At 55.2% G+C, this 21,938-nt stretch carries 18 protein-coding genes; 5 read left to right on the forward strand and 13 right to left on the reverse strand.

The annotated features are described in order from the left end of the window. Window positions 1–8: 8 nt before the first annotated feature. The 10 genes from ACMTNU_RS10370 to ACMTNU_RS10415 all read right to left on the reverse strand — a co-directional run bounded on the left by ACMTNU_RS10370 (window position 9) and on the right by ACMTNU_RS10415 (window position 14,365). Window positions 9–2,381: a fimbria/pilus outer membrane usher protein gene (locus ACMTNU_RS10370; protein ID WP_413935170.1), complete on the reverse strand. Its 2,373-nt coding sequence runs from the start codon at window positions 2,379–2,381 to the stop codon at window positions 9–11. Between the two features lie 515 nt (window positions 2,382–2,896). After that, complete coding sequence (locus ACMTNU_RS10375; RefSeq protein WP_413935171.1) at window positions 2,897–6,067, reverse strand: BTAD domain-containing putative transcriptional regulator; 3,171 nt, start codon at window positions 6,065–6,067, stop codon at window positions 2,897–2,899. Window positions 6,068–6,462: 395 nt separating this feature from the next. After that, entirely contained in the window at window positions 6,463–7,029 is a 567-nt protein-coding gene (locus ACMTNU_RS10380) for an RDD family protein (protein ID WP_413935172.1), read from the reverse strand. A gap of 759 nt (window positions 7,030–7,788) precedes the next feature. Beyond that, a complete protein-coding gene (tyrS, locus tag ACMTNU_RS10385) occupies window positions 7,789–8,997 on the reverse strand; it encodes a tyrosine--tRNA ligase (RefSeq protein ID WP_413935173.1) in 1,209 nt (402 codons plus the stop codon). Continuing rightward, window positions 8,994–9,434 carry a ComEA family DNA-binding protein gene (locus ACMTNU_RS10390; protein ID WP_413935174.1) on the reverse strand — a complete coding sequence of 147 codons (441 nt, stop codon included), beginning with the start codon at window positions 9,432–9,434 and terminating at the stop codon, window positions 8,994–8,996. The genes tyrS and ACMTNU_RS10390 overlap by 4 nt, the downstream gene beginning before the upstream one ends. Then, a complete protein-coding gene (lpdA, locus tag ACMTNU_RS10395; protein WP_413935175.1) occupies window positions 9,431–10,864 on the reverse strand; it encodes a dihydrolipoyl dehydrogenase in 1,434 nt (477 codons plus the stop codon). Before lpdA ends, ACMTNU_RS10390 begins: the two co-directional genes overlap by 4 nt. A 91-nt stretch (window positions 10,865–10,955) precedes the next feature. Further along, complete coding sequence (gene gcvH / locus ACMTNU_RS10400; protein ID WP_413935176.1) at window positions 10,956–11,342, reverse strand: glycine cleavage system protein GcvH; 387 nt, start codon at window positions 11,340–11,342, stop codon at window positions 10,956–10,958. A 172-nt stretch (window positions 11,343–11,514) separates the two neighbouring features. After that, the gene (gene ndk / locus ACMTNU_RS10405; protein WP_413935224.1) at window positions 11,515–11,937 is read right to left on the reverse strand and encodes a nucleoside-diphosphate kinase; all 423 of its coding nucleotides are present in this window, start codon (window positions 11,935–11,937) and stop codon (window positions 11,515–11,517) included. A 175-nt stretch (window positions 11,938–12,112) separates the two neighbouring features. Continuing rightward, window positions 12,113–13,627, reverse strand: a complete 1,515-nt coding sequence (locus ACMTNU_RS10410; protein WP_413935177.1) for a glycosyltransferase — start codon at window positions 13,625–13,627, stop codon at window positions 12,113–12,115. A 228-nt stretch (window positions 13,628–13,855) separates the two neighbouring features. Beyond that, the gene (locus ACMTNU_RS10415; RefSeq protein ID WP_413935178.1) at window positions 13,856–14,365 is read right to left on the reverse strand and encodes a DUF2314 domain-containing protein; all 510 of its coding nucleotides are present in this window, start codon (window positions 14,363–14,365) and stop codon (window positions 13,856–13,858) included. Window positions 14,366–14,698: 333 nt separating this feature from the next. Between ACMTNU_RS10415 and ACMTNU_RS10420 the strand changes: the two genes are divergently transcribed. Continuing rightward, window positions 14,699–15,388, forward strand: coding sequence for a lytic transglycosylase domain-containing protein (locus ACMTNU_RS10420; RefSeq protein WP_413935179.1), 690 nt, complete (start codon window positions 14,699–14,701; stop codon window positions 15,386–15,388). An 82-nt stretch (window positions 15,389–15,470) separates the two neighbouring features. Here the strand turns inward: ACMTNU_RS10420 and ACMTNU_RS10425 are convergent, their stop codons facing one another. Both ACMTNU_RS10425 and ACMTNU_RS10430 read right to left on the reverse strand, forming a co-directional pair. Continuing rightward, a complete protein-coding gene (locus ACMTNU_RS10425) occupies window positions 15,471–16,340 on the reverse strand; it encodes a hypothetical protein (protein WP_413935180.1) in 870 nt (289 codons plus the stop codon). Further along, window positions 16,337–16,861, reverse strand: coding sequence for a hypothetical protein (locus tag ACMTNU_RS10430; protein ID WP_413935181.1), 525 nt, complete (start codon window positions 16,859–16,861; stop codon window positions 16,337–16,339). The genes ACMTNU_RS10425 and ACMTNU_RS10430 overlap by 4 nt, the downstream gene beginning before the upstream one ends. Window positions 16,862–16,921: 60 nt before the next feature. Here ACMTNU_RS10430 and ACMTNU_RS10435 point away from each other — a divergent pair, with 60 nt between their 5' ends. The 3 genes from ACMTNU_RS10435 to ACMTNU_RS10445 all read left to right on the forward strand — a co-directional run bounded on the left by ACMTNU_RS10435 (window position 16,922) and on the right by ACMTNU_RS10445 (window position 21,016). Beyond that, entirely contained in the window at window positions 16,922–18,265 is a 1,344-nt protein-coding gene (locus ACMTNU_RS10435; RefSeq protein ID WP_413935182.1) for an MFS transporter, read from the forward strand. Window positions 18,266–18,314: 49 nt separating this feature from the next. Then, window positions 18,315–19,730: a cytochrome P450 gene (locus ACMTNU_RS10440; RefSeq protein WP_413935183.1), complete on the forward strand. Its 1,416-nt coding sequence runs from the start codon at window positions 18,315–18,317 to the stop codon at window positions 19,728–19,730. Between the two features lie 92 nt (window positions 19,731–19,822). Then, window positions 19,823–21,016 carry a hypothetical protein gene (locus ACMTNU_RS10445; protein ID WP_413935184.1) on the forward strand — a complete coding sequence of 398 codons (1,194 nt, stop codon included), beginning with the start codon at window positions 19,823–19,825 and terminating at the stop codon, window positions 21,014–21,016. A 50-nt stretch (window positions 21,017–21,066) separates the two neighbouring features. Here ACMTNU_RS10445 and ACMTNU_RS10450 read toward each other — a convergent pair whose 3' ends face one another. Then, window positions 21,067–21,387 carry a hypothetical protein gene (locus tag ACMTNU_RS10450; protein ID WP_413935185.1) on the reverse strand — a complete coding sequence of 107 codons (321 nt, stop codon included), beginning with the start codon at window positions 21,385–21,387 and terminating at the stop codon, window positions 21,067–21,069. A 210-nt stretch (window positions 21,388–21,597) separates the two neighbouring features. Here ACMTNU_RS10450 and ACMTNU_RS10455 point away from each other — a divergent pair, with 210 nt between their 5' ends. Then, window positions 21,598–21,903: a P-II family nitrogen regulator gene (locus tag ACMTNU_RS10455; RefSeq protein WP_413935186.1), complete on the forward strand. Its 306-nt coding sequence runs from the start codon at window positions 21,598–21,600 to the stop codon at window positions 21,901–21,903. Window positions 21,904–21,938 lie beyond the last annotated feature (35 nt).

The following is a 21,938-nucleotide window of genomic DNA, read 5'->3' on the forward strand; positions in this document are numbered from 1 at the left end:
ACGACCGCTTATTGTTCCTTCTCAGGTGATGAGACAGATACCGTACATGTGACGGTGCCCACATCGACTTGTATTTCATCGCTCTTAGGTGCTGTGAGTTCACATAGCCCCACTTTCCCCCGCCAGTCGACTTTCATAGGAACACGTCCAGCCGGCAAATTTTCCAGATAAAACTGACCATGCGTGCCGACAAAACCGGATATGTCCTTCTTGCCGGGAAGCTTTATCGTCAGCTCGGCATAGTCGCCGGACTGCAACTTCCCCTCCACCAGCACCATCAATTTCCCGACGAAGGCTTGCAACTTGGTGACATCAAATTCCACTAGCGCCCCGCTGCGGAAGGCAGGCGCGACATAGTGGCGGACACGGTCCACCTGGTATTCGACCGGCAATGCGTTGGGGTCGATCGAAAGATTGTTCCCCAAGTACGAAATCATCTCGGGAATCACCAATTCGCCACGGCGGTTCGTGGTCCCCATCGATTGGTTGTTGAAGGCGACCTCGACATTCTTGAGCTCCGGCACCCGCACGAGGGCAAAGCTATCGATAATCGGCCGTGACAGATGCACGCTGCTGTCCAGCAGCGATACACTGCCTGCCAGTCGCAAATCATGGCTCAGCCGGCCCTGTCGCTCCCGAACAGCCGCCCCGACCGTCCCGTAGGTGCCTTGATATTGGATGAAATCATCCGTGCTGTATTGGGTCGGCCCTGTCTCCTGATCCAGACGACTGCCCTGGAGGCGATAGGCGAGTCCCGGTCCGAGCGGCGGATTTCGTTGCAGCACAGCAGTCTGTTCCATCTCTCGGTCTCGCATCCGTTGCGTCAGCAGGCCGGTATGCCTCGAACCCAGGGTAAAGGTCAGGCCCACAAACACATCCGTAATGGGGAGCGGGTTGAACGTCTGCGACACACTCACTTGCAGATACAGGGGACCGAGCAGCGGGCGGCTGTAGAACCCCGACACCTGTTGGGTTTTGGTCTGCCCATAGAAGGTGGTCTCCGAATAGGTCGCGGTGAGCGAGCCGAACGGTGCTTTGGCGCCGCCCACGCTGACGAGCCATGCTAGTTTCGGCTTGTCGAACTCCGCGCTGGTCGCGAGATTGGAATAGTCGCGGGAGAGGTATTGGACGGAGCCCCGTAGACTCACCACTCCGCTGCTGTAGGTGTAGCTGGCGAGCGCGCCGTACCCGAACGTCGAATGGTCGCGACTCATCGCAAAATTCGTATCCAGCTGCCCATAGGATCCCAGTCGCAGACTGCTGAGCGGCCCCACATTCGTCCGTTGTGCCGACATCTCGCCACGAAACCCAGCGGTCAGCCACGGAGTCCAGCCATACCGGTGCGAGGCGATCGCCTGCCATTCCCGATAGTCATTGGATTCCAAACCGAGATTGCCCCGCCGAAATCCGACGTTGTAGCTGTAATCAGACAGCCCTTGCTTCAGCAACTGGGGTGACATGTAAAACGGTGCGTTGATTTGCGTGACTCGTTGAAACGCATCACGGATGACGATGGTGGTATTATTCAAGCCGTTGTTGACCGGAACGTTTTGGAGCGTGAAGGCGCCAGGGCTCAGATGCTCACGCTTGACAAGACGTCCATTGACATAGGTCTCGACTTCCGAAGGAGTTTCCAGGAGCCCGGATAAGTTGAGACCGGGTGTCGGATAAAAATACGGTGTGAGCCCGAAATTGCGCGAGACCCCGATTCCGCCCAACACCCCGCCGCTGCCCAGCAATCCAGAAAAAGCCGAGACGTCCCCAATCGTGATACGCCGTTGATCGTCTGGACTGTCGTGACTCATCGTCGAGAGAAGACGCCTTGCGTTTTCTGTCGTTTCGGTTTTGGTATAGATGAACGTCGTTTGGCCAAGCCAGTGGCCCACCCGTGCTGCCACCTCGGCAGTTCCCGCCAGAGACTTTTCATCCGTGGCGATGAGGCTGTAGTTGAGGAAGGCGCTGTTCGAAAAGGTGGTTCTGAGATTCGGTGGTGGTTGATTGAAGAAATATTCTCGCACAGTCTTTGAGAATCGCTCCGGGACAACCGTGAGATTCAACGTACTCGTGTCTTGATTGATGGCATAGGTCACGGCAGGCGCCAGCGCCCGCAACGAAACATGCGGCTCACCGTTGATCGTCTCGCCGGACGGCAAGTCCTGTAATCGGATCTCGGTCAACGTAGAACGTGGCAGCATCACATCTCCATCGGCAGCCACCAGTGCGAACGTTTCACCCTTCTCCTCCGTGTTCACCACCAATCGAAACACGGCCGACTCCTGACACCATGCGCTGTAAGGAACAGCGATCACCAAGATGAGTTTGAGCCAAATCCGGAGATACCGACACATCACTCCCCGCACTCCACTCGATACCCCCGCCATTCCTCATTGGCTCAAGAACGCGGTTCATAGTTCAGACCGTCTTCCATGTGATGGCCCCTCCCAGGCTTGGTTCGGCTGGTTCTGTTCACGGCAACGGGCACACATACCCACAGACCTGTGGATCGGTTTTCTCTCCTGCCAGATCTTGGCACCCTGAATCCGTCAGGCAGCTGTTTCGAGTCTTACTAACTCGTGTTGGTTGCTCCCGACACGATGTACGGATTCTCCATATCGCCTAGGTCTTTAAGGAGTCTTGGCCGTTTCGAGAAGGGAGATCCTCACTCACGTCTGCGTAACGAATTTGATCCTCCGTCCATCGTTTCCCCTGCTGCGACCAATGAGGCGATACCCAGTGTTGGAATTAGGCCAAAATAGGACAATACAGTCTCCCTAGTCACAGCCCGGACTCTACGTGGAGTATCGTTACAGATCTGTGACAGATGAGAAGTTTTTGCGAACACCAGATGAGAAAATGCTTCTTCCTAGGATGAAGGGGGGGATCGCCGGATTAGGGTTCAGGCTGTTGCGATGGTATGGTACAGCGAAATGGTCTCTGGAGTCGGAGCAACGCCGAGTTTTGTTCGTAGCGCGTGGCTGAATCGATGATATATTCCAATGGCTTCGGTTGAACGCCCCAACCGGACATACGTCATCATCACACGCCGACACATGACTTCCGCTGTCGGTTCCACTTCCAGCGCCCGGAGGTAGCGCTGAACCGCTTCGTCGGGTTGGCCGCGCTCCTCCAACAGGGTACCCAGTCGGTCTGTGAATTCGAGGAATCGTGCGCGTAATCGCTCGCGCACCAGAAACACCCATGGCGCCGTCTCCCCTTGCAGAAAATGTCCACGATAGAGTGCGAGCACTCGATCAAGAGCCACCGTGTCTGTGCGATCGGCGTTCTGAGCCATGCGGTCAAAGGCCACATGATCCAGTGCCACCAGCGATGGATCAAGCGAGATGTGGCGATCGGCAAGCTGCACGGCGTCCTCATGGCGCAGAAGTTTCCGAAGGCGATGCAGCGTGGTCCGAAAGGCCTGCTCAGCGGCTTCGCCATCGGCCTCGGGCCATAGGGCCTCCTCGATGAGATCCTGATGGAGACCTTGCTCTCCGACGGTACAAAGGTACTTCAAGAGTTCGAGAGGCTTACGTTGAGTTTTTCCTAACATGGTTATCGGAACGTCAGCCATCACCAGCTCGAACCTTCCCAAGGTCGTGATCGTGATGGGGTACGGCCAGCGGGTCAGGGCGGCAGATGGGGCACGCAAGTTTCGACGCTGAATGACGCTCCGCACATACTCGACTTCGATGCCCGCTTCCAAGGCATGCGCCATCAGGTCAGCCATCACCTTGGGCCGCCACCAATTTTCAAGGACAAGATAGTCATTTCGGCTGGCAATGCGTAATCCTTCCTGCAGCGATGCTTGCCCGTGATCAATGTGCCCCTCTCGGAAAAATAGCTGCGCCAGTGATAGGAGACTGTGGACCTCCAACAAGCTGCTGCGCATGATTCGAGCGTATTCTAGTGCCTCCTCCAACTGCTCACGTGCTTTCGCGAACTCGCCCATCTCAACGAGCACCTTTGCCAGTCCTACACGACAATTTGCCGTCATGAACGGTATGCACAAGGATGCCGTCGTATTGAGCGCAGACGTAGCATGGTGCAGTGCAGAAGAAAGGTCGTTTCGTAACAGAGCCACACCAGCTCGGTAAAAACTGCACTGCCCTTGTCCAAGTCGGTGGTGTGGCTGAATCTTTGACGCGATGAGCTCGGCCAGCCTTTCCCCTTCTTGATCATCTCCTGCCGCCAACGCATTGTAGGCGGATATCCCAATGATCATGGGTTGCCAAACAAGAATTCCATATTCCTCTGCGATTATTTGGGCCCGTGCGAGCTTCTCCTTCGCTTGATCGTGGTGTCGGACATTCCAAGCATGATTGGCCTCCATGACATTCCAACAGAGACGCGTTCCCGGCGGAACCAATGCACTGTCCATATAGGGAAGCAGTTGATCGAGCATCTGGCGCGCCCGTCGGAAATCCCCTCTCCAGAGTGGAAGGTTGACAAAAGTCGCAACCACGCCACAACGGCTGGCCGGATCGTCCAACGAATACAGGAGTCGATCTAGTGACACTTCCAATTCTGCCAGGAACGGATGGTGAGGTGACGCATAGAGAAGTCCCTGCAGGCTGGTTAGCACCCTCGCTTCGATCTGTGGTGAAGGGAATCCATGACTCTGATGGAGGAGTTGCTGGAGCCGATTGCCCCACGCAATCGTGGGTGCCATATCATCCACGCCGCAAATATAGGATTCAATGATGCCGCTACAGGTAAGGAGAAGCCCAGCGATGTCCTGCTGTGATAGTTCAAACTGTTGGTACGCGGACTCCAAATCCTTCCGTGCAGCGACAGGATCAAACAACATTCGGCTGGTACCAGACCAATAGAGCAGCCAGGGCCGTTTCTCACGTTCGGCATGTGGGAGTAGCCCCATGTAACTTTGGATTGTTTGATGACGACCTTGAGCGAGTAACTGCACAGCATTTGCACGGATTAACTCGGTTAGCTCGTCCCAGGAGTGCGTTTCCGCGTAGAGCGCGACGGCTGTATCGTGTTGTCTGTACTTTTCCGCGACTTGCGCCGCAGTGCGCTTAAAGCGGTGGAGGGTTTCCTCGTCGAAATGAATGCGGCCTCGCTCAAGAAGAAATTCTCGAAAGAGATCATGATACTGATACCGCTCTTGTTCATCGGTGCGCCGATCGACAAAGAGCCCACGTCTGTATAAGTCTCGAAACACCTCAGCTGCAGCGGAATCATCGCTGACCTCTTCCGACATGGGTGCGGTAACCCATGGAAGCAGTGCAGTGCGCATCAAGACGTCTCTTTCGCGGGACGTCATCATCTCAAACACCTGGTCGGCAAAATAGTGAAAGACGTCTGTTCGCTTTTCGGGAGGATTGGCGACAGGGAAGGTTCTTTGTGTTTTGTACCGCTCTAACATCAGCACCGTCCCCGCCATCCAGCCGTTTGCCTTTTCATGAAGCGTCCTGAGCAAGTCTTGAGTCATTCCTGAAGTGGACCCTGCGAGAGACATGGTTTCCTCGAAGGTCAAGCGCAAATCTTCCCATGTGATATGCCCCACCAAATTGTGTGTCTGTTCCCGCGCGAACTGTTGCGGAGGGGTTTCGCGGCTGATAGCCATAAGAGTTGTGTCGACCGGGAACTCAGATAAGGCCACTGGGAGGATCTGGTGAAGCGTCGCACTCGCGGGGATATTCTGGTAGTTGTCTAGGACCAGGACGGCTGGCGAGGGGACCTTTGACCATAGTTCGCGAAAGAATTTCCGTGTGAACGCCTGAACGTCGCCTAAAAACTCCGGCGTCAGCAAAGGAAGCGTCACACGCTTGCGACCAGCGGCAGTTTGAGCCGCTTTGGCAAGATAGTGAAAGAAGGTCGCGAGATCGGCATCCCCGGGATCGATGTGATACCACAGCGTGCGCTGTCTCTGCTCGGCGAGATAGGTTGCGATGAGGGAGGTCTTCCCGGCTCCTGGAGGTCCCGCAACCCAGATCAACTTATGATGGCGATGATGCTTATTGAGTAAAGTAAAGAGCCGCTCACGTCGTGTAATGGCATACAGTCGTGGTGGTGTGAGCTTGGCTAATGTGGTAGCCGGGCCTGGCATGCACAACCCTAGCGGATGCAATTACGACGATGTGATCCGTACGTTTTGAGTCCATTATGAATTGGCCAGATGGGGTACCGCAAGCGGGGGCAATGACGCCGCCTATATGATCCATCTGCTCGTAGATCGGCAAATTCATGATTCTTCGGAACGCAGAGCTTTGGACCACCATGGCAATGGTGAAGGTTGGAGACGTCCAAGCTGGATCATTCTGTTCCTATCTTCGTTACCGTTTCCTCCTCTATTCTCTAGCAGTCTCCGAACCTTCTCGACAAAGCTTCTTGTCGTCACATAGACCTGATGCCCGGCGTAATTTTCTGCTCCCCTGGGGAATTACATCACTGAGCGAGGCCACAGTCGAGGTCGTGTGGATGAGCGATTGAATTACAGGAGGGTTACAGACTATACCGTTCTGCAATCACGAGTTTCGGATGCACCACATGGGAATACACGAGCATATAGCCGAATGCAAAGTAATGCGCCAAGCGAACTTCACCAGTCCCTACCGGGATGGCATTATTCTTCACGAGGCACGTATTGGCAATCCGATCACGGATAGATTGCCTGTCACCGTCAACTCCACACCAGAGAAGTTCAAACAGGAAGTTGCCTGGAGCGATGCAGAACAGCCACAGCATGGACCGAAGGGTGAGCGACCAGAGCGCTGGTTGATCTCCTTTCAGATTGACCAACTTGGCCCCCGCCAGCCGGTACCCCACAGTGCGCCATGCCGACCGCTTGAGCGGAACAAGATAGAGCCATACCGCGACCACCAAGGCACAGATAAACCCATCAGTAATCCCAAGCAGCTCAAACCACACCACGGATAGCCCCCATCCCAGTAGAAAGAGCGTCACGGTGTCGACGGACAGAATGAGGAGTCTCCGACCGGCACCGATGTAGTCAGCGGGTGCAAAGTAGACGCCTTCTCCAAGGGAATCGTCTCGTTGTTGTTGAAGCATGAGTTACGGCAGTTAGCCCCGATGACAATACTCTGATGACACTCTGCTTAAGATGCTTCCCGGTTGAACTGATCTTTTCAACAGCGTAGAGAACCTCTGATGAAGGCAACTCCCCTTAACCTGCGGGGCGTACCCTTGAATAAACCATAGCAAATGCGTGATGATCTGCAACCTATTGCTTTACCTCGATTACTTCTTTCATTTTCAAGCCCTAGCGAGGCTGAGGATACATCCCAGGGGCGCCAACGAGATACGCGTTACCTCCCCTCTTTTGGGCCCAGCTACATGACCACAAACCGCGCATGTCTACAATAAGCATGCACTATGAAACCACTGGACGCGATGAGAAAGGAGCAACACGGTTAGCCATTCCCGTTGAAGATGCCAAGAGTAGGTCGTTCCGCAGCTTCGCGTAAAGAAGCAGGCCAGGCACGTGACACTAATGCATGGTTTGAGTCCCCATAGTTTGCTGGTCCATAACAGGTGTTATTACAGTGTTAGAAATTCCAACAAATCAATGCACAATGCGACAAACTGAGACAAGGTGAAATGAAGACGTAATTATGTGAATCACTTGAAATAACAAGGGGATTACCCGTGTCATCAACGACTTAGGTAATCCCCCTATATCAGCTTGGGAAGCAAGGACTCTACCACTGAGCTACGCCCGCTCGCTGGAGATCTTATACAGGAACGCCGGCTGGCTGTCCAGTTGCACATAGATCGGGATTTCTCAAGACATCGACCCAGCCATTGCTATTAGATCCGTTCCACCGTCGCAAACTTTCGTCGGCCAATCTTCAGACGATGCTGCTTACCCAGAACAACCTCCAGCGTGGCATTCGCATCGTTCTGTTTCTGTCCATCAATCTCGACGCCGCCTTGAATGATGAGCCGACGCGCTTCGCTCTTGCTGGGAACCAGCCCTGTTTTGGCCACAAGATCAACCAACCCAATGGCCTTTCCATCTCGCAAATCATTGTTCGTCAGCTGCACACGCACATCCGGTTCATCGGGGAACTCTTGTTTCTGGAACTTCTGCGCAAACTCTGCTCGGGCCTGTTTTCCGGCCTCAGCTCCGTGGTACTGAGCCACAATCAGTTCAGCGAGGGTCTGTTTAGCTTCCATCGGATGCAGTGACCTGGCCTGACCGAGATCTTCCGTCGTCAGCAGCTCATAGTACCGATACATCAGGGTGTCACTGATCGACATCACCTTGCCGAACATCTCACCCGGCTTGTCTTCTAGGGCGATATAGTTTCCGACACTCTTGCTCATCTTCTTCACGCCGTCCGTGCCTTCGAGCAACGGCATCGTAATCACCACTTGTGATTCCTGACCATAGTCTCGCTGCAACTCACGCCCGACCAAGAGGTTGAACTTTTGATCCGTCCCCCCCAACTCCACATCCGCCTTCAATGCGACGGAGTCATATCCCTGCACAAGCGGATAGAGAAATTCGTGGACACTGATAGGTTTCTGCTCATGGTACCGCTTGTGAAAATCATCGCGTTCCATCATTCTGGCGACTCGGTAATGCGCGGCCAGTTGGATTAAGCCATCAGCCGTCATGGGTCCCATCCATCGACTATTGAAGTCGATGGTGGTTTTCTCCGGATCAAGAATCTTGAAGATCTGACGCTGGTACGTCTTGGCATTCTCCTGGACTTGTTCCTTGGTCAGCGCCCGACGCGTCTCGGAGACACCGGTTGGATCACCGATCATCCCTGTGAAATCACCGATTAGGAAAATCACGGTGTGCCCAAGATCTTGAAAGTGTTTCAGCTTATGGATCAGGACCGTGTGCCCAAGATGAAGATCCGGTGCCGTCGGATCGAATCCCGCCTTAATGCGTAATGGGCGCTTTTCAGAAAGCGAACGCTTCAGTTTGGCTTCGAGCTCAGTCTGCTGAATGACCTCCACCGCACCACGGAGAATGAGGTCAAGTTGTTGGGTGACATCCTTCATGACGCACGTCGCTCCGTCTCTCGTTGCGTCTCGCTGGTGGAGACTGTGATCAATGACTTGAGGCGATCAAATTTTTTGGCGCCGATCCCTTTGACGCCACGCAGATCATCAACCGTACGAAACCGTCCTGCCGACTCTCGAAACGCAACCACCCGTTGCGCCAGCACAGCACCAATACCCGGCAGAGCTTCCAGTTCATCTGCAGTAGCTCGATTCAAATCCAGCAAGGCTCCATTGTGCAACCTGCCTACCTTAGCCGATACCACACGACTCTGGTCAAGCGCATGTTGACCGGAACCGTTCACACCCCTCGCAGTCTGCTCCTGCGTGAAAGCATCAGACGACTCGACAGCCACATGACGCATCCATCCCATCCACAAGACAATTCCAACCGTGACGGCCAACATTCCCAATTTGACAAGGAGAGACTTGATCATCCCTTCCCCGTCTTTCTCAATTGGTGAATGGCCGCTCCATCAAGATCTTCCATTGATTCCATCACGCCTTCGGCGAGCGTTGGATGGGCGTGGATGAGACGAGCAACTTGGCTGGCCGTTGCCCCCATCTGCATCGCCAACGCCGGTTCATGAATGAGATCCGCCGCATGGGCCCCGAGAATATGCATACCCAGGATCCGACTGGTCTCGGCATCAGCAATGACTTTGTAGAATCCGGTCGTCTCTCCTGTGGCTTGAGCCTTCCCCAACGCCCCATAGCGAAATCGTCCGACCTTCACTGCCTGGTTCGGATCTTTGCCGTTCCGCTCCGCTCGAGCTCTAGCCTGCAACTCGGTCAATCCCACCCGTCCGATCTCGGGTAGGGTGAAGATGCCGGCAGGGATCACGGCATAATCGATCGTCCGTTGATGTCCTAAAATATTCTCAACCGCTACCTGTCCCTGCGTCGATGCGACATGGGCCAACATCGCCTTACCTGTCACATCGCCAATCGCATAGATACCGGGAATGTTCGTGCGCAGGTGCTCATCAACCAGCACATCGCCACGATGCCCAAGCGCAACACCGACCTGTTCTAATCCAATCCCGCGTGAGTTAAATCCGCGCCCCACCGAAACCAAGAACTTCTCAGCCGCGATCGTGCTTCCGTCTTTCAACGACATGACCAACGACTCAGGTGATCGCTCGCATTGCTCCACCGTCGTGCCGGTTATCACGGTCACGCCCCGCTTCTTCAACTCACGCTCCATGGTGGCGGAAATCTCCTCATCCTCCAATGGAAGGAGCCGTGGCATGAGTTCAAGGATGGTGACCTGTGTCCCAAGACCGCTGTACAACGCGGCGAACTCGCATCCCTCCACTCCACCACCCAAAATGGCAAGGGTGGCCGGAACCTGTGTCAGGTCAAGCATCTGCTGGCTGGTCACGATCTGCTGACCATCGATGGGAAATTGGGGAAGGTTCGGCCAGGACGATCCGGTGGCGATTACCAGTGCGTCAGCGTGAATCTCACGCTGCGCTCCGTCCGGCAATGTTACGGCAAGGGTACGTGCATCTTTGATAACCCCTTGCCCAGTAACCTGTTCGATCCCCCAGCCTTTGAACAGTGTCGCAATCCCTTTGACAAGTGAAGCGACCACCTTCTCTTTTCGGGCCACCATGCGAACAAGATCATACGTCGCCGGTGCCTGGAGTATCAGCCCCAGATCCTCCGCCTTCTTGAGCTTGTCCCCAAGCTCTACGACGGAGAGCAGCGCTTTGCTCGGAATACACCCCCAGTTGAGGCAGACTCCGCCGAGCTTCTCTCGCTCGATGACTGTGACCCGTGCGCCGAGTTGAGCCGCACGGATCGCTGCGACATAGCCGCCTGGGCCGGCTCCAAGAATCGCGATGTGGAGTGAGGAGGTCATCGGATCAGATATTCATCGTTGATTGAGACATTGCTAATGGGTACCAATGATTCAATCACACAATGGTTGGCCGATCCAACGGACACAATTGTCAATGCTTCTGACTGGCGAGAAAGGCTTCGTATTGAGCGGCCGTCATTAGTTGATCAACGTCTCCGGGACTGCTCAGCTCAATGACCGCCATCCATCCCTTGCCATAGGGATCTGAATTCACCACCTCAGGACGATCTTTCAGATCCGTGTTGATCTTGGTGACCGTCCCGCTGACCGGCGTGTAGATCGTTGACGTAGTTTTGGTCGACTCGACTTCCCCGATCTGCTGCCCAACCTTCACGGTCGCCCCGACCTTGGGAAGGTCTAGAAAGACGATGTCGCCCAACGCATCCTGCGCGAAGTGGCTGATTCCCACCGTCGCCTGTTTGCCCTCGACTCGAACCCACTCATGCTCCTGGTGATACCGTAAATCGGATGGAATCATGTCGGCTCCGTTCTTGAGATCCACTATGCGAGTCTAAAGGTTCAGGGAAGGACCGGCAACGAATCACTCAGCCTCAACCCTGACCAGATCAATTTTTCAGGATGGTAGTGGGAGCGGTTGGTATTGTCAAGAAACGGGCCGGGCACCATCGCCGACCCGTTTCTCACGCGTGCTATCCAAAGATCTCCATGCCGGGGAAGAAATATCCGACCTCAAACTGAGCGGTTTCCGGTGAGTCTGATCCATGGACGGCATTAAACTCAATATTCGCTCCATGAGCTTTGCGGATGGTGCCTGCATCGGCCTTCGCCGGATCCGTTGCGCCCATTAACTCCCGATTCTTCTTGATCGCATTCTCACCCTGCAGCACGATCACCACAGCCGGACCGGACGACATGAAGGCACACAGACTCCCGAAAAACGGACGCGCCTTGTGCACCGCGTAAAACCCTTCCGCGACAGACTGAGACATGTGAATCATCTTGATAGCAATCGCCTTCAGTCCTGCCTGTTCGTATCGGTGAATGATATCTCCGATGGCATTCTTCTTGACGGCATCCGGCTTGATAATGGCCAATGTTCGTTCGTTCATGATCGCTCCGACTCCTCCAAATTGTTAACAGATCCACTGAGATAGCGGGCACATTATAGGTGGGGCCTCTTCCGGCTTGCAAGCATGTTGCAGCGATTCTCGAGGCGGAATCTTCGACGTTATCTCGACAGGATCGTGCTGAGCCTCTTGGCGAGCTCATTACAAACGGAGAGGGTTCTCATACAGCCTTGAGACGACAGAATCCGTAGACCGCCATCTTGAGCAACAACCTTCCTTGTGCAAACCGTCGAATCGTCGCACTACCGAACGTCCGCGCTTCATACCGAACGGGAATCTCCACCATCTGTAGATTGAGCTTCGACGCACCGAACAATAAATCAAAATCTCCGAGGGGGTCGAACTCGCCGAAGTACGACCGACTAGCCGCTAGGCGTTCATAGTCTCGGCGGAATAAGACCTTTGTGCCACACAGTGTGTCCTTGATCCGCTGATTGAGCAACCAAGAGAACGCCATCCCAAACACCTTGTTTCCAAATAGCGTCATCAGGTGCATCGCCCGACCCTCCTGGGGATAGATCAGCCGACAGCCGATGATCAACTCGCCTTTTCCACTTGCGATGGCTTCATAGAATTTCGGGAGGGCTTCCGGCGGCATGGTCGCGTCTGCGTCCAGGATCATGAGGATGTCGCCCATCGCATGGGCAAACCCCTTGCGAACCGCATCACTTTTCCCTTGCCCGTCCTGTGTCAGAAGTTTGATATTCCTCCCAGGGTAAAATGCCATGACACGTTTGATCTCCTCTGCCGTCCCGTCTGTCGAATGCCCATCGACAAAGAGGATCTCCTGGCGGCCTCCAAACTGTGGAATCCGCCGGAGTGTCGCGTCGATGTTGCCCTGTTCGTTTCGGCAGGGAATGACGATCGTCGTTGAATAAGGCCGCTCCGGCCTCCGGAGCCTCGCGCGAGCGATCACATAGTGAGAGAGACAGAGCCCACGAAACCCAGGAAGATAGGCCAGCAATCTGTTGCATAAAGGCGCAAGGAGTGGAATCCGCAGCGGCAGCAACAATCGTCGCTCCACCTTCACCACATCAAAGTCGGCGAGATACAACAGATTTGTGAGATCCGCCGGCGAGAGCCAGCTGTGCTCACGCTGCGGCATCTTTAGCCCAACCTTTTCACACAGCCTGAGGATCGGTTCCCACACATGGTTATGGGAGGACACCACCACTCTTGTTTGAGGAGTACAGAGACGGCGCAGCCGCTTGAACGCCGTCTGGACGTCGAGGAGATGGCCGACCACGTCCGCAAGAATGATGATATCGAAACATTCGTTGAGCTGCAGCGTTTCAACGTCTCCGACCCGAAACTCCAAGGTCGAATGACGTTGGGTCGCCTCGTTCACCATGGCAGGACTCAGGTCGATGCCAAGCCCGCGCGATGGCTTCAACGAGGCAAGGAGATTGCCGATCCCTGACCCAATTTCCAAGACTCGTAATCCCTCAGGCACGAGAAACCTGAGATATCGAGTCTGATCCTCATAGTAAGCGCGGGCCTTCTGCTCCCACGACAGTCGATGCGGAGCACAGGCGTCAAAATGATCACGGATGGCTTTTTTCTTGGCGGCAGTCTGGAATCGCCCCTCCGGGTGAAAGGGATCCGTCGACGTGTCGAGATCCGTCTCGTCCCAATCCGGAGAGGGAAACAGTTGGTAGAGTCTCGCTGGCCCCATGGAGATCCATGCACGGATAGCAGTGGATCCACAGTAGCACCGGCAAGACGTTTTGGCACGAGTTCCGGAAGAATCAGCAGGACGAAATCCTGGCCAACCTTATTCCGGGTGTTTCGAGTACAACCACCGACAGGCCGCTGCGACAGTATTCGTCGTTCGTGAAGCGTGTTCATCCGAAGCAAGATACGCTTCACGCACGACGTTTCACGAGATTCCGGATGATTCTGATCATCGATCGCACTCCAGGCCATATTTCTTCTGAATGTCTTGGGCCACCTCGGGTGCTTCTTTGGTCAAGAGCGCACAGGTCGTGAAGTTTCCGATGACTTTTTTCCTGCCTTTGTCGACATACGTCCAGTCGACGATCTCCGTCTTCGCAAACGAATAGGCCTGGCCCTTCTTCAGCGATCGAACCACCGGCACATTTTCGATCCGCCCCGACCACAGATCACCTTGGCCTTTCAGATCGGAAATCCAGAGGTACTCGAGACTCTCCCCTTCGCTGACGCGAACCTTCACGGAATATTGGCCGGTATCGGACGGCGGCGACCCCGCCTTTTTCAGAAAGCCCTCCAGTCCGGCACGTGCCCGCGCCATGGCTTTCTGCATGGCCGGGTCCTCATCGCTGACCTCAACCGTGCCGTCGTTTTTTGCCTTGTCCGTAAATGATTCGGAAAATACCGGTAGCGAGATCATCGCCACGATGAGACCAACAGCGAGCGCAACCAGTCGTTGCATAGATTCCCCTCCAACAATCTTGCCGCATATCCCCCAACTTGGGCGGCCATCTTGAGCCTTCTCGCAACCCTAATGCAAGGTTGTTGATTGGCACCATCCCTCCCGCCATTGCCTCAAGAAATCCCACGGATGCCCCCCGTTGACAGAACCAATTCATCTGGTCATTGTTACCCCGACACCATGTCGCGTCGTCACGGTGCTCCTCATATCCCATCCCGCTCTCAGCGTTCGACCCATCCCCTGATGCGCGTCGCTCGTGGAAGCTGGTCTGTACTGACCGTATGTCTGCGTGCCATCCGAAAGGCTCCACCGACCATTCAAGTATGGAGCACGGTGGCCATTCTGATCACGGCGGCCCTCACCATCAACTGGATCTATCACGCCTACTACAAGCCGACGGAACTGTTCTTTCCAGTGGAGCCGGCCTTTCACAAGAGCCCCCGTGAAACCTGGGCGGAGTACGGAGCGCTGTTCAAAGTCCATTCGACAACCATCATCACACCCGAGCTGCTGGCAGCACTCGCACAAGCTGAAGGCTCCGGCAATCCCGTCGCCCGAACCTATTGGAAATGGCGCTTTACCGCGCAGAATCCGTTGGATTGGTATCGACCGGCCTCATCGGCCGTCGGGATGTTTCAGATCACCGACGGCACGTTTCAAGAAGCGAAACGGTATTGTATCCATAACCATGTCGTCGTCGAAGATGGGCCCTGGAACAATTTCAATTCCTGTTGGTTCAACAGTCTGTATAGCCGAGTCATTCCTGGACATGCCATGGAGATGACCTCCGCACTGCTCGACCGATACGTCACTCGGTTAGTCGGTGATCGAGGGGCCACGTTCGAACAGAAACAGGAGCTGGCCGCCGTCATTCATCTCTGCGGCGCCGGAACCGGCCGCAATTACGTCATACATAACTATCGCCTGACGCCGCACCAGCACTGTGGCGCCCACGACCTTCGAAGCTACCTGGTAAAGATTGCCACCTTGAAACAGCAATTCGCGTTGCTCAAGGAACAGTGAGGCCGAATGCTGAGGTCGGAGTGCTCAGTGCTGAGTGTTGAGTACTGAGTCCGAGCGAGCGATGTACAAGCCCACGGAAGAATCAGCAGGGGTTGACCGAAGCCAGCGCGATCAACGAAGACTCCATGTCCATTAGAATTTGTGTCCGGCTTGGCTCCGCCGTCAAGTACCCGATGAAACTATGCCCACCGGAATAGGCAGGAGACACGAGGAGAGGACTGATCCCCCAATTCGTGTTGGCCGGTAACGTACCGGGCAGAATAAGGCGAATTCCGCTGATTAAGATATCAGTTCTCGACGTGCGATAGAGTCCGCTGCCTTGCACCGCATCAGCCGGTGTGGCAACCCCCACAATCTTCAGGGCACCCAACGGCGGCTTCTGCACCTGACCATACACCTCGTCATATGAGGCATTACTGTAGAGATTCCCTTGAGAGTGTGGAACGATGAGCACGCGACGGCAGGATGGGGAAGCAATCTGCTCCCGATAGGCACTGGCATGGCGCTGAATAGTTTCCTGATCAATTTGATCCGCGTTGTTGACCGAACGTTGCAACACCTGTGCAATCACCCCCGATGTCGCAAGACCCGCACCTTCCAACCCTTGCCAAAAGGTCGTCGACGTCAACCCGAGCCGTTGTTGGCCTGCTTCGAGAAAATCTTTGACGGCCCCGGATGTTGGATTGATGTTCAGAAAGAACAGATGACACATCGCTTGGACGGCCGGCGCCATTGTCGGAAGCATGCTCAGAAACTCCAGCTCCAGTTTCCCGCCGTTCAACCTCGCTTCATCGCGCGTCGTCGTGACTCCATTAACAAAGTAGATCGCCGTACGAGGGGCTGCCGCATTGTGGCAAGCCGATTGAGCAGGCACCTGTGCGCCCGCCTCAGGAAGCCAAGCGACTCCAAGGAGCACGCTGAGCGAGAGTACAAGATACCTGTTGGTACTCATGACTGACATGCCGTCACCCATTGGTCTGCCGGCAGCAAAGTGATATTCGCGGTCTTCACCTGATCGTCGGCTTTCAGATAGGCCTCCGAACGGCTCGGCGTGTTTAACAGTTGCGCGCGAATGTCGACAAAAATCGTATGGAACTCATCAGGTCGCCTCGCCATCAGACATTCCAGCGCGCGAAATCGTTCCGTCGCATGAGTCAGGGACAGGGTGTGACTGTCCGCATCAACCAGTGATACTTGCACGGCCTTCGCGTACTGCCGTACCGCCTTGTTGAGATCCGCGTTGACCTGACCGGCATAGGTCGTATCGACATACCGATCGACATCATCACGCACGCCATTCGCATCGGCATCCACCCCAGCGATACTCTCCGTCTGGTTCGGAGATGTGGATGTCGAGTTCTCTGCGCTGCAGGACAGCAACAGGCCACTCACCACACCCGTTATTATCAAGAGACCGACGGTGTCGACGCACCATCGGCACAGCAAGGTTCCAGCATGAACACGGCCTGTCATGCGATGACTCTACCGAGCGTTTGATGCAAAAGGCAACTCTCGCACGGGACGCATGGGTTCATGGTATGGTGGGTTTTCGACCGTACCGTGATGGATGACCGCACCGCTATAGAACCAGACAGGCCTCGCGCTCTTCGCAGAACGGTCTTTGCCGGTGCCATCGGCAATGTGCTTGAATGGTATGACTTCGCGCTCTTTGGATACTTCGCGCCCGTCTTGTCCGTCCTGTTTTTCCCGGCGTCAGATCCGTCCTTGTCGTTGATCGCCACATTCAGTGTATTCGCCGTCGGCTTTCTGGCAAGGCCGCTGGGTGCACTCAGCTTCGGCTACTGGGGAGATACACGAGGACGCCGGTGGGCACTCTCTTGGTCCGTCATCCTCATGGCAATTCCAACCTGCCTTCTCGGCCTCCTGCCGACCTATGCACAGATCGGGCTGCTTGCACCAATTGCGCTGACCGTCTTGCGGTTTATTCAAGGCTTCTCAGTCGGCGGAGAATTTACGGGATCGGTTACGTTTCTGATCGAACATGCCGCGCCGAACCAGAGAGGCTATGTCGGCAGTTGGGCCGGCTTCAGCGCCCAAATCGGCGCCCTGTCGGGGTCCGGCATCGGTGCCGTGGCCAGCGCAAGTTTCTCGCAGGAGACGCTGCATGATTGGGGCTGGCGCATTCCATTCTTGGCAGGGAGCGTCATCGCACTGGTCGGTTGGTATCTCCGCCGACATCTTCCTGAATCGCCTGCCTTTGAACAACTCCAACAGAGCGGCGTCGTCTCATCGACGCCCATTCATGACTTCGCATGTCAGAACCGGACACCGCTGCTCCAAGTGATCGGGTTGGTGTTGCTGCATGGCGTGGGGTTCTATATCTTTTTTGTCTATCTCCCCACCTACGTGACGAAGGTGAGCGATCTCCCGATGACAACGGCCTTAACCATCAACACGGTCTGCATGGCCGTCATGGCGATGCTAATCCCGATCATGGGCAAGTTGGCCGATCGAGTCGGGCCACGACGGGTGCTCGCTGCCGGTGCGCTGGGTCTCGCGCTCGGTACAGTCCCGTTTTTCTCCTGGTTCAGCAGTGGAGATGTGGTATCGGTGGCCCTGGCGCAATTGGCCGTGACCGTCTTCGTCGCCGCTTACATGGGCCCCTTCTTTGCCATTGTCGCGCTACTCTTTCCGGTTGCTCACCGATATACTGGGCTTTCTATCTCGTACAATATGGCTTCGGCACTGTTTGGTGGAACAGCCCCATTGGTCGCGACCATGGTTTTTGAACGGAGCGGAAGCCCCCTTGCACCAGGATGGTATGTCAGTGCATGCGCGGTCATCTCATTGCTGGTCCTCATAACGATTCGTGGCGAAGGGCAAGAGCCAGCTGCGCTTCACGCCAGCCCCCGTTGACAGTCGTTCTCCTCCATGCTGTAGTCCCACTGAGTACGAGCCATCACCCATGACCGACCAACACACACCAACATCGCACCTTCCCGGACCACCGGTCTCTCGCTGGTGGGGCTGCTTTGCCGAGCTTCGACGGGATACCCTCGAATTCCTATTGCAATGCCAAGTCTATGGCGACGTCGTCAAGCTCCCCATGGGACTGGTCGTTGAACTGCTCCTGCAACAGCCCGATGCCGCCATGTATCTCTTGAATCATCCGGCGGACGTGAAACATGTCTTGGTGACGAATCAAGACAATTATCGGAAGTGTCCAGTTCCTCCAGTCGAATCACGGATCTTCGGGCAGGGTGTCCTGCACACGGAAGGCGACACCCATCACGCTCAACGGCGGCTGTTTCTCCCGTTTTTTCACGGAGGCCACGTCACGGCCTACAGCAGACTCATCACCGATACAGCACAAGCCCGAGTGGCCCAGTGGCACGATGGCATGACGATCGACATTGGACAGGACATGGCCTATCTCACCCTCTCGGTCATCTGGCGTCTCCTCTTTGGACAAGATGTGCAGTCGGATACCGGCCTGATTCGTGACTCCATTTCAGCAGGCCAGCGACTCATCAAGCTTCAGTATGATTCACTCCTGGCCAGTCTGATCCCACTCTGGATTCCCATTCCCCGGCATCGCCGGTTCACCCGTGGCTTCAACGTAATTGAGAACACCCTTATTCAATTGATTCGTGATCGGCGACGCAGTGCTGAGCACCGAGATGATGTGCTCTCGCTCTTACTGGCCGCGAAGGATAACCGTGGTCACCCACTGAGCGAGAGAGAGATTCGTGATGAGCTCATGACATTCTTGCTCGCCGGTCATGAAACCACCGCCAATGCGCTCACATGGACATGGCTTCTTCTGTCCCAGAATCAATCAGTTTGGGAACGATTGGTCGGCGAGTTGAAGAACGTGCTCGGCGACCGCCCTCCCGACGCGGCCGACCTGCCTCACCTTCCCTACTTGAAGATGATCTGGAACGAGTCGCTTCGCCTCTATCCTCCCGCATGGAGCTTGCACACTCGTCTGGCAGAGAGGGAAGATCGACTTCCATCCGGAGCGATCCTTCCTCCCGGTTCGTGGGCTTTCATCAGCCCCTGGAATCTTCACCGCAATCCACGCTGGTTTCCTGAGCCTGCTCGATTTGACCCGGAACGGTTTTCTGACGAAGCGACCAGAACCCGTCCGGCCTATGCCTACATTCCCTTCGGCGCTGGTGGACGCCGCTGCCTGGGCGAATCATTCGCGGAACTCGAAGGCCTGTTGATCCTGGCAACGATCGCGTCGACTGTCCGGCTCGGCCTCGTCGATAAACAGGCGATTCACCCAGAGCCTGGGATGACTCTCCACCCCAGAACTCCGATAGAGATGACTGTCCAGCGAGTCGATCTCCGGAAGTCGCATCCCGTTGTCGCATAGCTCGCCGTTCTCCAACAGCTACCCTTCTGCTCATTGATGTGGTAGAACTCGCATCTGCGCCTGGACGACGTTTGACTAACCGGCCATCCTCGATGGACAACAGAACATTGGCTCTACCTGGTATCCTCCTGACACTCTTCGGTCTTCTTCTCTCGGGATGCCTCTCTCCTGTTACCCTGACTCGAGCCGTCATTGCCTACGACGACGCCATCACCAAATCCCAATCCAAGCAGCTGCTCGTCAATATCGCCAGAGCACAGCACCATGAACCGATTCACTTCACCGGCGTCTCCAATGTGGCGGCGACGTTCGATTTTCGATTTACCGCCGGTGCCACGCCGGCTTTGACCGGTGATGCAAGCCGAACGATCTTGCCCGTCATCGGTGGGAGTGTGGCTGAAAACCCGACTATCAGTATCGCCCCCATTGAGGGCGAAGAGTTTACCCAGCGCCTGCTGACCCCATTCCAGGAGGACAAACTGACCTTACTTCTTCGGCAAGGGATCGATATCGACCTCCTCCTTCGGTTAATGGCCAAGGAAGTCCGAATGAGCCATGGAGACGGAGCAGTCGCATATCGGAACAATCCATCGGATAAGGCCGGTTACGAGACGTTCAGACGGGTGGTTCTCCATCTCTCAGCGATTCAAGACCACAATAGTCTCTATGTCGAGCCCATCAACGTCGAACGAAGTTGGACGATTCCCGCAGAATCGGTCACCGCAGAAGGCTTCAAAGCGCTCGAACAGGAATACCAAGTGTCTTATCATGCCAAGGACAAAACGTTCACGTTGCGCAAACAAGTTGAAGGCGGGACGCTCATAACGAATTACGACCCGAATCTCCTTTCTCGGGACGAGCGGGCCCGTTTGCAACATGAGAATGAGCAAGGGCTCCCACACGATGTGACGTTTGATATTCGCCCTGGGCATTACGGCGGCGACTGGCCCCTGAAAGGAGACTTTCGGTTGCGCAGTTTCAACGCGATACTGAATTTTCTCGGGCTTTCCATCGCGGAAGAGCGGGAATACCATGTCGAAAAGGACAATCGTACGCCAGAGGTCGCTGAAAATCCCGTGAACACAATGGACCTGATTGTATCGTCGTCAGCTCCGTCTGAACTCGACCTCGTGATGAAATCGCATGGAAGCTACTATGCGGTGACTACAATCGGCCCACAGGCTCGCTGGAACCGCGAAGCCTTTAAGCTCTTGTCACAGCTCTTTCAGATGACCGTTACAGAGGTCCCGCGAGCCGGCGTGCCGAGCATTACAATCGCGAAGTAATGCCGAGTGTCCTGCCGGCTATATCGGTTATAAAGGAAGGTTGAACTCGGTTATACGTCGACACGATCGATTTGGCGTATCGGAGGCCGCCGACCGACAAGATAGATAATCCCTGGGAAGAGCATGGTCGTGCCCGGGAAAATAATCCGATTTCCCCACCAAGGTAGTTCCCACCCGGGAAACTTCATCCTCAGAAGTCCCAAGGCATAGGTGAGCGCTACCGACGCGAGGATTCCATAGACATAGGCAGGCACCAGCGTCGTGGAATGATCTTCGCTTCGCTGTCGTATCGCGGCAGTCACGCCCTTGAAAAGAAGATACATGGAAAGGATGAGACAGGCAGTCCCGTAATACGCGGCATATTCTTGCATAACCCTGTTCCTGGTTGATTCCCGCACGAAGCTGTTGAGCAGATGTTTATAGCTTATCGCCTCTGTACTTGTCGAGCCAACCCTCCAGCTTGAATGTCCGCCAGGCTTGCCATCGTGTTGCGAGCATCCTCCCTTGAGCTTGTAATTGTTCTTGGCGCTATTGATAATACACCGAGAGTCGGCACCGACCAGAACAAGGGAGCGTCGCGCATGGAAATGTTGGTCATCGTGTTTCGTGAATCGCTCGTTGAACAGGTACATGCCATCTTGAAGGAATATGAGGTCACTTCGTACAGCGAGCTGCACAACGTCACAGGAAAAGGAGAGACCGGACTAACCAGCCAGTTCTTTCTCGCTCCCTCAACGAACCGGATGATTCTTGTCGCGGTTCCCGACCAATCGGCCCACCGTCTCATCGACGGGTTCAAGCGGTTCCGCCTCGGACAAGAAGCATCCACAGGTGACCTCATGTTCCCACTCCACGTCTTCGTCTTACCCTGCGAACAAGTGGTGTAACGCGTCCTGATGTCGTCCAACGTCACCGCAAGAAA

The sequence above is a fragment of the Nitrospira sp. BLG_1 genome, from assembly GCF_047338595.1.
Taxonomy (GTDB): domain Bacteria; phylum Nitrospirota; class Nitrospiria; order Nitrospirales; family Nitrospiraceae; genus Nitrospira_D.